The 12,136-nt window shown below is 49.0% G+C and carries 9 protein-coding genes; 5 read left to right on the top strand and 4 right to left on the bottom strand.

The genetic code is table 11. The features are described from left to right. Positions 1-289 precede the first annotated feature (289 nt). From EJQ19_RS05995 to EJQ19_RS05975, 5 genes are read left to right on the top strand one after another with little or no spacing between them, the layout of a single operon-like run. The gene (locus EJQ19_RS05995) at positions 290-1,195 is read left to right on the top strand and encodes an ABC transporter permease (protein ID WP_241242751.1); all 906 of its coding nucleotides are present in this window, start codon (positions 290-292) and stop codon (positions 1,193-1,195) included. After that, entirely contained in the window at positions 1,195-2,079 is an 885-nt protein-coding gene (locus tag EJQ19_RS05990) for a carbohydrate ABC transporter permease (RefSeq protein ID WP_126140278.1), read from the top strand. The genes EJQ19_RS05995 and EJQ19_RS05990 overlap by 1 nt, the downstream gene beginning before the upstream one ends. Before the next feature lie 37 nt (positions 2,080-2,116). After that, positions 2,117-3,691 carry an extracellular solute-binding protein gene (locus EJQ19_RS05985; RefSeq protein ID WP_241242750.1) on the top strand — a complete coding sequence of 525 codons (1,575 nt, stop codon included), beginning with the start codon at positions 2,117-2,119 and terminating at the stop codon, positions 3,689-3,691. Positions 3,692-3,723: 32 nt separating this feature from the next. Then, positions 3,724-6,075, top strand: coding sequence for a helix-turn-helix domain-containing protein (locus EJQ19_RS05980; RefSeq protein WP_126140277.1), 2,352 nt, complete (start codon positions 3,724-3,726; stop codon positions 6,073-6,075). Between the two features lie 2 nt (positions 6,076-6,077). Next, positions 6,078-7,760 carry a glycoside hydrolase family 2 protein gene (locus EJQ19_RS05975; protein ID WP_126140276.1) on the top strand — a complete coding sequence of 561 codons (1,683 nt, stop codon included), beginning with the start codon at positions 6,078-6,080 and terminating at the stop codon, positions 7,758-7,760. Positions 7,761-7,847: 87 nt separating this feature from the next. Here EJQ19_RS05975 and EJQ19_RS05970 read toward each other — a convergent pair whose 3' ends face one another. Genes EJQ19_RS05970 through EJQ19_RS05955 form a run of 4 tightly spaced genes read right to left on the bottom strand, consistent with a single transcriptional unit; the run spans position 7,848 to position 12,021 of the window. Beyond that, positions 7,848-8,948 (bottom strand): GerAB/ArcD/ProY family transporter, encoded by a 1,101-nt coding sequence (locus tag EJQ19_RS05970; RefSeq protein ID WP_126140275.1) that lies wholly within the window; start codon positions 8,946-8,948, stop codon positions 7,848-7,850. Between the two features lie 30 nt (positions 8,949-8,978). After that, entirely contained in the window at positions 8,979-9,224 is a 246-nt protein-coding gene (locus tag EJQ19_RS05965; RefSeq protein WP_126140274.1) for a hypothetical protein, read from the bottom strand. A gap of 28 nt (positions 9,225-9,252) precedes the next feature. Then, entirely contained in the window at positions 9,253-10,401 is a 1,149-nt protein-coding gene (locus EJQ19_RS05960) for a Ger(x)C family spore germination protein (protein ID WP_126140273.1), read from the bottom strand. A gap of 33 nt (positions 10,402-10,434) precedes the next feature. Continuing rightward, on the bottom strand, positions 10,435-12,021 hold the full coding sequence (locus tag EJQ19_RS05955) for a spore germination protein (RefSeq protein WP_241242749.1): 1,587 nt from the start codon (positions 12,019-12,021) through the stop codon (positions 10,435-10,437). Positions 12,022-12,136 lie beyond the last annotated feature (115 nt).

Raw genomic sequence — 12,136 nt, 5'->3', positions numbered from 1 at the left:
ACGCGTAAAGCGTCTGCCCCCAAAGCTCTTGGCTTGGGGCAGACGCTTTGCTTTTTCCTCACGAGAATGATTTGCTTGCTGCCCTGACATTCACGGATGTTCACAAGCTCAATACCGAAAACAGACCAAGTAGGCTCTTGCAAAAGAGCCTATTTCGTCTGCGCAAGATTTTGCTAGCCCGGTTAAGAGGCGGGCAAAATGTTTTTAATGCAGTCAAAAATGGAACATCGTATTGTGAAGCATAAGCGGTGTACGGCCGCTACTCAACTCAGAAAGGAGTACTACAACGATGAAGGCGACACTTACCGCTATGCGGAAGGACTTTTTTCTCTATCTGCTTATCCTCCCTGGCGTTCTTTATTTTGTATTGTTTAAATACGTTCCCATGTGGGGCGTGCTGATTGCCTTTCAGGATTACTCACCCTATCTGGGCTTCTTACATAGCCCTTGGGTTGGCTTCGAGCATTTCGAGCGTCTCTTCCGCGGTTCGGATTTCGCGATGCTGTTTCGCAACACGATGATGATTAATCTGCTGAGCCTCGTGTTCTTCTTTCCTCTGCCGATTATCGTTTCATTGTCATTAAATGAAATACGGCGCGAATGGTTTAAGCGAACGATCCAATCGATTATTTACCTGCCTCATTTCCTTTCCTGGGTTATTATCGTGGGCATTAGCTTTCTGATGCTATCCAAGACGAGCGGGGTAATTAATGAACTGATTGCAGCAGCGGGAGGCATCAAGATTGATTTTCTAACCGAACCTCGATATTTCTGGTGGTTGTTGACGCTTCAGACGATTTGGAAAGAGGTCGGCTGGGGAACGGTCATATTCCTGGCAGCGATTGCGGGTGTGGATGTTCAGCTCTATGAAGCGGCGCGGATGGATGGAGCGGGGCGCTTGCGGCAAATGTGGCATGTGACCTTGCCGGCGATTCGCAATGTGATCGTGGTTCTGTTAATTTTGCGCATCGGGCATATTATGGACGTCGGTTTCGAGCAGGTGTACTTAATGATGAACGGCGCGGTTTCCGAAGTTGCGGATGTCTTTGATACGTATGTGTATCGCTCTGGGATTCGGCAGGGGCAATTCAGTTTTAGTACAGCCGTAGGCTTGTTTAAATCCGTTGTCGGGTTAATCTTTGTCATTGGAGCAAATCGGCTGGCTAAGAAATTTGGAGAGGAGGGCGTCTATTAATGAACGTGAAGCTGCACGAAAGCACCGGGGAACGATGGTTCAAAGGGTTCAACATACTCTTTCTAATTCTTGTGGGTCTTGTCTGCGCCTTTCCTTTTTACTATGTTGTTGTCGTTTCCTTTACAACGCCGAACGAGTTCCGACAAGGAGGACTGCTGCTATTTCCTAAATCCTGGGCCTTGTTGTCCTATGAGTATATTCTGTCGACAAAAGCATTTGTGAAGGCTGCCGGTGTCAGCGGCTATCTCGCTATAGTTGGAACATTGGCCAGTCTGGCGGTGACATCAACGCTGGCTTACGGTCTTTCGCGCAAACGTCTCAAGGGCAGAAAGCTGTTGATGATGGCAATATTGTTTACAACGCTGTTCAACCCGGGCATAATTCCGGGGTACTTGATTGTGAAGAATCTAGGGATGATTAACCATCTAAGCTCGCTCATTATTCCCGTCTTGACGAGCGGGTGGTATGTGCTTCTGATGAAAGGTTTTTTTGATTCGGTTCCTGCGAGTCTGGAGGAAGCGGCGCGAATCGACGGATGCAACGATGTCAGTGTGTGGTTTCGCATTATATTGCCGCTATCACTTCCGTCGCTTGCTGCATTCGGTTTGTTCTATGCGGTGGGCTACTGGAACACCTTCTTTAACGCGGTTCTGTTCATTAATGATCATGAGAAATGGCCGCTCCAAATCTTGCTCCAGAATCTGTTAATTGACTCATCGACCTCGATGGGGGTCAATACCGTTGAAACCGGGCTTCAGGAAATTCCGTCTGAAACCAAGAAAATGGCGGCCGTTGTTATCTCTACGCTGCCCATTCTGCTGGTCTATCCATTTCTTCAAAAACACTTTGCCAAAGGAGCAATGGTTGGTTCTGTGAAGGAATGATGACATAATGAACATAGAATAAAGGGAGGAAATACGTATGAATAGCAAGAGACAGCGCGCCGTAAGAATGAGCATGGCCGCCTTGCCGCTTGCCGTAGCGATGCTGGCGGTTACAGCTTGCGGCGGACAAAGCCCGGATCAAGGAGGGCAAGCGTCCTCTTCGACTGCGGCAGGTAGTCCTGCAGCGTCAGCAGCGGCAGGTCCGCCAACCGAGATTAGCATGATGTCGATCTTCTATCAGAAGGAGCCGCCTGCTGCGGACAATGTCATTCTGAAGGAAGTGGAGAAGAGAACCAACACGAAGCTTAACATCACATGGGTAACACCGAACAATTTCGGGGAGAAGGTCAATGTTACGCTCGCTTCCGGCGATCTTCCTGATCTCATGCTCGTCACTGACACTGGCAACGCCGCTTTTCGAAATATGGCAAAGCAGGGAGCCTTCTGGGATTTGACGGAGAAGATCAAGGCCTACCCCAATCTGATGAAATACCCGGCAATTACGTATGCGAATACCAAGATTGAAGGAAAGCTCTACGGGGTTCCCCGTGTGCGTCCGACGGAAGGCAATGCGCAGCCGCTAATCCGGGTTGACTGGTTAAACAAGTTAAATCTTAAAATGCCGGAGACGGTTGACGATCTGTATAATGTCATGAAGGCATTTAAGGAAAACGCGCCTGATGGTCAAAAGGATACGGTTGGTTTTTCCGGTTATGTCAATGAAGGGGATATGGGACAATTCGGTTTTATTGAAAGCGCATTTACGAACTCGAACGGAAAATACAAAGTGAAAGATGGAAATTTAATTGACGTCACCTTTGAACCGGAGATGCGCCAAATGTTAGAATGGTTTAATCGTGCCTATAAGGAAGGTCTTATCCCTCAGGATTTTGCTCTCTTAAAGCATAACCAGGCCAAAGATCTCGTGTCCTCCGGAAAAGCGGGAATTTTTGCGGATAAACCAAACCAGGAGCCCAATTTTATCAAGGATATTAAAAGCATTGTGCCAGGAAGCAATCCTGATATGCAATGGATGCCATACTTAATCGGACCGTCCGGTGCAAAATTTGCAGCCAAAGGAACAGGACATTTTGGTATGTTCGTCATTCCTAAGAAGGTACCGGAGGCAAAAGTGAATAAGCTGCTGGAGTTTCTCAACTACGGCATGTCGGACGAGGGGCATGAACTTGCAAACTATGGGCTGAAGGATACCCATTTCAAACTTGAGAATGGGAACTATACGCTAACGGATGCGGCATTAAAGGATCCAAGCTTCCAATTTATGCAGAACATTTTTATGAAATATGACAAGTACTCCAATGTCGCTACAGCAGGACTTACAGCCGATCAAATTGCTCGCGATAAAAAATTGATTGATGTGGCAGAACCGATTTCCACACCATATCCACTTTCCGGGCTTGTCTCTGAAACGAACAACAAGCTGGGCAGTGAGTACGGCAAGAAAATTCAGGATCTCAAGACGAAGGTCATTATGGGCAAAGCCACATTAGCGGATTGGGATCAGTTTGTAGCAGCACTTAAACAGGATAAGAATTATATGAAGATCCTCGAAGAGTTTAACGAAGCGTATCACGCAAATGGCGGAAAATAGCATATATTGAAGACACTTCAGGGGGAATCGAGATGAGGAATTGGTTGGCATGGAAATGGATTAGAGGGGAAAAAGGCGAGTATTTCCGAAAGAGCCTCGTTCTTTCTTTGCTGATTACATCGATTCCCTCTGTCTTCATCGGTATTAGTAGTTATGCGATCGGCATTGATCGTGTGCAGAAGGAAGTCTATCGTACACACGAGTTAAAATTCGAACAGTTCTCGGATAACATGAATAAACAATTCGACCAAATTGCCATGGTGATGAGCCGTTGGTCCGCCAACTCCATGTTCGATACAGAACTCGAACATTTGGATTTTATTAACAATATTGCCCGCATGCAAGAGATGATGCGGGCCTTGCTTGTCGTTGGAGGCTCGAACTTGTTGATTGGGGATGCTCGGCTGTATTTACATTCACAAAAAGCGCTGATCGGCAATGATGGCATTTATTACTTGAATCCCGCACAAGCGTCAGCCTATGCCTCATTACTGGGGAAACGGGAAGGTCTGTTTTTTGCCTATGATCTGGCATTGCCGGGGCAAATGTTGCCATCTCCCGTCTCGATTGTATTTAAGCTTCCTTGGCACTCCGATCATCCATTCGGAGCCTTTGTTCTCCGCCTGAGCGATCAGGAAATACAGAGTATGATTCGTCAGGCGAATACAGAGACGGGGAGCTATGCCTTTTTAATGCGCAAGACCGGAGAATCGGTACCTCCTCTGACGCTGAACGAAAGCGAAACCCAGCTCTATGATCAGTTGAGCAAGCTTGTATTGGAAAAAGAAGGTCAGATGGCCTCTTCCTCTTTTACCTATAAATGGCGGGGAGAGAAGTATCTGATCTCCTACGGTGAAGTGACCAAGGCACAATGGGTCTATGTGACGGCAACTCCGCTTTCGCAGTTGGCCAAGCCGGTCGTGCAGACGGCAAAGTGGATTTTGTCTATCAGCGTGTTGGGGCTGATTGTGGCTTGTGTGCTTGCCTGGTTCGCATCGAATCGTTTGTATCGTCCCATTCGCCAGCTAGTTCAGCTGTTTCGATCAGCGAATTCCGGGGACCCCAGCGTAGATGCTCATGAGGAGCAAGTCAAGTATGAGCTTGCGTACATCGAGCGGGAATGGGGGCAGCTTACGCAAGAAAGATTGTCCTTGCAAGAGAAGCTGAAGCGATCCCTGCCTTCCTTGCGAGAAGGCTTTCTGCTCCAGCATGTACAGGGTCACCTGTACGCATATGACGAAGCGGGCCTACGAGACCGCATGGAGCAACTTGGTTGGGATACGCAAGACAAGTTATTTGCAATCGTATTCATTCAGTTATCTGGTCTGGGTGCGCAGACAGGACGATTTCAAGAGGACGATCATGAGCTGATCAGCTTCGCGGCTTCCAACATAACGGAAGAGTTGGCACGATTGAGATGGCAGCAGTCGAATGTGATTAATTTTCTGGATTTGTCCGTGGGGCTGATGGGATTGTTTCCGGAGTCAACGGGAAGGAGCGGCGTCCGAGATCTGCTGCATGAATTTACAGGAGAATTAGTCGCAACGGTACGAAAGATACTCGGCCTTCAAGTGACCATTATCATTAGCCGAGTGACGGATCGGGCAAGTGATATCCCGGAATTGTTTGAACAGGCGAGATTAACGGCACGCTATCGGGACAGGCTTGCCGATCATCAGATCATGGATATGGAAGAATTCTCACGTCCCTCCCATTCGCAGATTGGTTATCCGTTTGCTTTGGAGCGGGAATTGCTTCACGTGATGAGACTGGGGCTTGCCGAAGAGGTTTACGCCAAATTTGACGCTTTCTTGGCAGCAGTTCAAGCAGAGGCGGAGCGCGAGATGCTCGTTCAACAGTCCATGTTTCAACTTCTTGGCAGCGTGCGGCACTTGTTTATTGAGATGGGGTTGGAACAGCACCCACTGCTGACGGAAGGTCGTCAGTTTGAAGAATTGCTTGGCATCAGGGAAGCCGCGGCCATCGCCAGATGGTTCAAGGGGCAAGTCATTATGCCATTCCTGGAGGAGTTTGAACGCACGCAGCGTATCCATTCGCGTCAATTAATTGAACGGGCTGTAGCCTTTCTAAAAGTGCACTACGCCGAGGAGCTTTCATTGGAGATCTGTGCAGATCAACTCTCCGCCAGCCCGTATACACTCAGTCGTTCATTTAAGCAGATCATGGGCGTCAACTTTGTTGACTATCTGCTTCAACTGCGGATAGACAGGGCGAAGGAACTGCTTCTTGGCACGGAGCTTAAAATTAATGAGGTGGCCGAACGAGTAGGGTATCAGCATTCGTATTTTAATAAATTGTTTAAAGGAAATGTGGGACTTACACCGACACAGTATCGTGATCAATCTCGCAAAGAGGGGAAATAACCATGCTAAGGCTTTTTCAGACGAATCGAATTCGAGCGGTACAAGAGTTGGAGGGAGACTGGGATTTCGAGCCGATTGGTTCCGGGGATGAACTTCCCGCATCTTACCGGTATCGCATGCCAGTGCCAGGCTGCTGGGAGATGCATCCGCAGTTCAGCACATACAGAGGCAGAGGTGTATATCGCTCCAAAGTGACCGTATCCCGTAAAGGGGCCATCCGGTTGGTTTTTAAGGGAGTCAGCCATACGGCACATGTGTACTGGGATGGTCGTTTGCTGGGCCGCCACTACAATGCCTATACCCCATTCACGTTTGTTCTGCCGGAAGTTGAAGCAGGCGAACATGAAATCGCAGTGCTGGTGGATAATTCCTTTCATGAAGAATCTGCCCTGCACATTCCGAACGATTATTACAGCTATGGGGGCATCATTCGTCCGGCAGCCGTGGAAGAAATCGCAGACCTGTTTATCGAGCGAATGGCATTTACGCCCCTATATACAGAAGAGGGCTGGAGCGGCAAGATCGACCTTGTCCTTAGGAATACCAGTGAGGAACGGAGGAACGCTCGTCTTCACGGCAAGCTCGGCGAATGGGATGTACCGTTTGACGAAGGCGTTATTGTCCCTCCGGATGCAACAAGGAAGGTTTCGGTGACGGTTCCTTTTCCGCAAGCAGCTGCGTGGTCGGTATCCCAGCCGCAGTTGTATGCGCTGGAAGCACAGCTATTTAACGATGATGGAAACAGAGTGCTTGACGACCTCATTGAACGCGTAGGCTTTCGAACCGTTTCGACGGAAGGCGGGCAGCTCAAGGTAAATGGTGAGCCTGTCGTGCTCAAAGGTTTTAACCGGCATGAGGATCACCCTTTATGCGGAGCGGCGATTCCTTACCCGTTAATGGTGCAGGATATGGAATTAATGCTCGATATGGGGGCAAATGCTGTACGAACAAGTCATTATCCGAATGATGAGCGTCTTCTGGATCTATGTGATGAGCGGGGAATCTTCGTCTGGGAGGAAAATCATGCCAGAGGGTTCAGCTTAAAGGATATGCAGCATCCGCTCTTTGAGCGACAGTGTGAGGATTGCAACCGCGAGATGGTGGAAGCCCACGTGAACCACCCGAGTATCATAATCTGGGCTATTCTTAACGAATGTGCAAGCGATACCGTGGAAGGACGGGAGATGTATCGCAAACAGTTCGAGCAGATTCGCTCCATGGATACCTCAAGGCCGCTCACCTTCGCATCGCATCATCGGGAGAGGGAGCTGTGCTTCGACCTGGCCGATATTGTCTCGGTTAATTTATACCCCCTTTGGTACAGAGAGGAGGATCCCTACGAGCTGTGTCTGCAAGCCCGCAAGTGGGCGGATGATGCCGGCGGCAAGGATAAGCCGATGATCATGAGTGAATTCGGTGCGGATGGCTTCTATGGCTATCGGGATCCAAGCCGCGTGAAAGGAACGGAGGAGAGGCAGGCGGATATCATCAAAGCGAATTTGGAGGCCTACCGATCCTTGCCGTTCCTCTCGGGCATGCTGATCTGGCAGTTCTGCGACTGTCGTGTGACTGAGGCCGACGGATGGCTGCTGACACGTGCAGGCACGCAGAACAGTAAAGGCATTGTCGATCGTTATCGACGTCCGAAGCTGGCGTACTCGGTGGTAAAAACGTATTTTACTTAAGCAAGGTAAAACCGTAAGACATTGTTGAAAAGGGGGAATCGCGCCTTCTTGTACTGAATAATCCAGCAAACCACTACGGTTGCTGGGTTATTCATTTTGCTTTCTTCTCAGTAGCGCGACGGCAATCAACAAGAGTAAGGGAAGGACTAAGGCGAACGTCCCCCATATGCCATGAAGAACAGAAACCGAATTGACCCAGAAGGCGGCTCCTTTTCTAATTTGCATGAGGGAGAAGAGGAAACAAGTCAGGGCCAGCGGATAGACAAGAATTCGGTTATCCGACAGTTTGAACAGGTTGGAAAGCGTAAGATTCAGGATATACAAGGTTATGGTCGCCTTCATGAGGGCGGTGGTGATGAGCGATATGCCGATAATGGATTCGATGCGTTGAATGACCTCCAGCATGTTAATAATACGTGCAACCTCGAACATGGAATATTTGCGCTCTCCGGCCATAGGTCCAAATACAAGGATTGTGCACAGCGTCACTGCGAGAAGGAAGAAGCCGTTCAGCAGCAAGGCGACATACATCCGTTTGCCAACCAGGGAACGTTCGTCTGAGCGCACATAAGGGAGCAGCATGGACATCAGGATCAACTCGGTATAGGGAAAGCCGTATGCAAAATAGCCGCCAAGTAGAATGGGTTTCACCCCTTCAGGCATGACGGGGAGCAACTGGTAGACGTCATAATTGTTTATCGACAGAATGAGTGTCAGTACAATGAAGAGGATAACGATAACAAATGGAACAAGCAGCATGCGGGCTATCGTCTCAATGCCGGAGCGCACGGATAGCGCCGCGACAATATAGACGAAGAAGAGAAACAAATATAAGGGCGTCTGCCGCATCATGGAGCTGGTCATAAACAGACCGATATCCAGCACGATCCCGGATGTCATATGCCACTGAAAAGATACGAAAGCGATAGCCAGGATGCAGGTTAGCACATTCCCTACCAGTTTTCGACTGTATTCGATGAGCGTCAACTCGGGAAAGCGCTTGTATAAAAAGAGCACGCCCGAGAGCATGAGCAAGCCGCTGCACATGGCAATCAGCAGCGACAGCCAGGCGCCGTTTCTGGCAAAGCCGATCAGCGGACCGGGAATATTGACAATGGACGATCCTGTCATGAACGCGAAGAACAGCAGCGCCATCTGAAAGGAATTGATTTGCTCTTTCTGATACATCGCGTGCATCACCTCCGTCATTAAGTTAATTTAGCTTGGCGGAACGTTCAGGAAGTCCAGCAGTCGGCGTCCCCAGCCGCCAAATAGCAGCTGTGCGGCATCTTCAATGAAAAACAGGGAGAGATGCCAGATATAATCAACCGCCAAATAACAAGAAAGCAGGAAAATTCCCGCATAGGCAATTTGATCACGACGACTGAGCTTTTTCAGCCTGGACCAGTCAGCGATAGCGATGACGGCATAAATGAGCAGCATCAAGATGCTAGGGTTTGTCATCTTTGCCAGCCTCCCGTCACACAGTTAATTAGGTTGGCTTACCAATGGAGGTACCTGTTGTACTGAGATGAACGCTAACGTTTACGCTAAATTCGCTTTCCGCAAAGCGATCTTCCCAGTTGGGTTTCCACTTCTTCCAAAGTGCAGGATTCTGCTGGTACACTTTATTGCCAAGTCCTAAGGCGTCGAATTTATTGCGCTGCAGCCAGGTTAACATTTCCAATACCTGCTTGCGAATATTGTCTTCGATTTTCTCCTTGAATCGCTGCTCATCTTCTTGTGTTTCCAGCTTGGTGCAGGCAGCTTCCAATAAGGCTACGTCCGCTTTGATTGCGATATGGGTGCGAAGCGGCTGATCGGGAACAATGACCGGTTTCCAAGCGCTGGAGAGAAAGAGGACTTCAACAGCTTCTTCCTTTTTGTTGTCATGGGGACAGGCGACGGCAACCATGCCGCTGTTGAAGTTATTCTGAAGCATTTGCAAGCTCTCTACATAAAATGGCTTCATTAGACCGACCATGACGCCTTTTTTCAGCAAGGCAACGCCAGCGACATTCGTTGCCGCGACATCGTGATCCTCGGTAAGGTAGAGGTAAGGCACTGTTGCGTTGCCGACTTGACTCTTCAATTGCAAACCGAGATCCAGCAAGTTCGTATTGATCGTTTTGGAGCTATTCATGTCGGCAGCATCGCTGCTTTGATGAAACTGCTGAGAGATGGTGTTTTCAATAAGCGGCTTTATCTCCAGATATTTACTGGCCTTTCCCTTGGCGATGACGAGCGAAGTCGTTAGCCGGGGCTCATGATCGCGATAAAAAAAGTCGAGGGTCTCGAGCACATTGTGCTCACGTGCCAATTGCTCGCTAATAATTAATATCCGCGCGTGGCCCCACATCGTTTTGCGACCGAGATGAATGGGGATATCGCGAATCGCTTTGGACAAGGTATGGTTATGTGTCACAATATTGACCGTTGATTTATCGCTCGTTCTCATACCCACCAGCCCTTGGGAAGGCTTGAATACCTGTGTCGTCATCTCGAATTGTCCGTCATCCGTGCGGTCAAGCGCCACCCCCATGACGAACCCCTTGCTGGGGAGCTCGGATCGATCCCAACATCCGGTGAGTAGGATCAGCATGCCGGCGCTAAGCACGAACCGATATACGGCTGGAGCCATGCCTGTTATCACCTCTTGCGCAGACTGTGGAGATTAGTGCTGCGGTTTATCATTCTTCATCATGCGAGGGGAGCGCATTAAGGTACGCAGCGGTGCGCGAATGAACACATCCTTCATTTGTTTGGGGTAGAAGGGGCCAATCGGGCTTAAATAAGGCTGCCCGAGGGAGCGCAGAGTAGCCAGATGGAGCCAGATCAGCAAGAAGGCAATCAGAATGCCGAAAATGCCGAGAAACGCAGCAAACAACATAATCGGAAACCGAAGCAGACGCAGCCCGTAAGCAAAGTTGTATTGTGGAATGGCAAAGGAAGCAATACCTGTCAAAGCGACAATAATGACCATGATCGGTGAAGCAATCCCGGCATTAATGGACGCTTCGCCGATGACCAGCGCACCGACAATGCTAACTGCAGAGCCAACCGGGCGGGGAAGCCGGATGCCGGCTTCGCGCAGCAGCTCGAATAGAAACTCCATGATAAAAGCTTCAATTACCGCAGGGAACGGAATGCCTTCTCTGGAATTGATGACAGCGATCAGCAGAACGGTTGGAATAAGCTCCGAATGAAAGGTAGAAAAAGCGATATACAGGCTAGGGAGTCCAAGCGCGATGAGAACGGCAAAAATCCTCAGCAGTCGAATGAGGCTGGAAACCACCGTTCGTTGATAGTAGTCTTCGCTGGATTGCAGCATTTCGACGAGGAAGCTGGGGCAGATCAGCATAGAGCCGGTTCCGTCGACGAGTACAATAATCTTGCCTTCCAGCAGTGCGGCCGTGGCTACATCCGTTCGTTCGGTATATCTGAATTGTGGAAACGGAGAATACGTAGAATCCTCGAGAATTTCTTCAATATAGGAAGTTTCGAGAATATCCAAGTCGCGGAGCTTCGTCATCCTTCGTTCGAATTCGGCCAGCACTTCGGGGTTGACCGCACCTTGTAAATAGCTGTAGGCCACGGTTGTCTTCGTACGGCCTGACGGCGGAAGTGTAATGATTTTCAAATCCGGCGATTTGAGGCGAAGCCGGAGCATGCCCAAGTTTTTGGAGATGCTCTCAACGGTGCTTTCTCGCGGGCCTTGGACGACAGGCTCGGTAACCGATTCTGTGACCTGTCTCGTTTCGAGACCAACCGCTTTGTAGCTTAACGCACAATTCCACTGATCGAAAAAAATGACAATGTTGCCTTCCAGTATGGCGTCAACCGCTTCTGGGAAACTTTCAATGATGTCAGCGCTTTTGGAAGAAGCCGCATGGTGGCTGAAATAGTAGCTGACCGTTTGCGGCGTTACATCCACATCAGGAGGGGGAGAACCTTCAACCAGATCCTTTAACGTTTCCTTGAAGGCGTTAAAGTCTTTTTTTTGAATAAGCGTTTTGGCATACACCGAGTAAGCCTCGTATTGCATATCAGACCCATATGACCAGGAAAGGGTAATAATGTCGCTGCAATTGATAAAAGTGTGATCGATCCGCTCGCGATTCGCAGCCAAACGGTTCGATATGGCAGCATCTGCTAACGATTCATCAGAAGCTGGTACAAAGGAAACGGGCTTATCAGACAGATTCGATGAAGGAGCTGGGAAGCTGGTCTTCGTATTCGTTAGCCATTTGAACAGTTTCACAAAACAGTCCCTCCTCGTCAAGGTAAGCGCGGTTTACATTAATATTTCCAATGTTGGAAATATTAATGCCTCACAATTTTTCCTTGAATTTGGAAAGATCTATATATTTTCTGTG

The sequence above is a fragment of the Paenibacillus whitsoniae genome (genome assembly GCF_003955665.1).
Classification (GTDB): Bacteria; Bacillota; Bacilli; order Paenibacillales; family NBRC-103111; genus Paenibacillus_E; species Paenibacillus_E whitsoniae.
This window is presented reverse-complemented; position numbering and strand designations above follow the sequence as displayed.

Bases quoted from the DNA above. Each gene is read 5' to 3' on its own strand.
- EJQ19_RS05995 (WP_241242751.1), top strand. From the start codon at position 290: ATGAAGGCGACACTTACCGCTATGCGGAAGGACTTTTTTCTCTATCTG.
- EJQ19_RS05985 (WP_241242750.1), top strand. From the start codon at position 2,117: ATGAATAGCAAGAGACAGCGCGCCGTAAGAATGAGCATGGCCGCCTTG.
- EJQ19_RS05975 (WP_126140276.1), top strand. From the start codon at position 6,078: ATGCTAAGGCTTTTTCAGACGAATCGAATTCGAGCGGTACAAGAGTTG.
- EJQ19_RS05960 (WP_126140273.1), bottom strand. From the start codon at position 10,401: ATGGCTCCAGCCGTATATCGGTTCGTGCTTAGCGCCGGCATGCTGATC.
- EJQ19_RS05990 (WP_126140278.1), top strand. From the start codon at position 1,195: ATGAACGTGAAGCTGCACGAAAGCACCGGGGAACGATGGTTCAAAGGG.
- EJQ19_RS05970 (WP_126140275.1), bottom strand. From the start codon at position 8,948: ATGTATCAGAAAGAGCAAATCAATTCCTTTCAGATGGCGCTGCTGTTC.
- EJQ19_RS05980 (WP_126140277.1), top strand. From the start codon at position 3,724: ATGAGGAATTGGTTGGCATGGAAATGGATTAGAGGGGAAAAAGGCGAG.
- EJQ19_RS05965 (WP_126140274.1), bottom strand. From the start codon at position 9,224: ATGACAAACCCTAGCATCTTGATGCTGCTCATTTATGCCGTCATCGCT.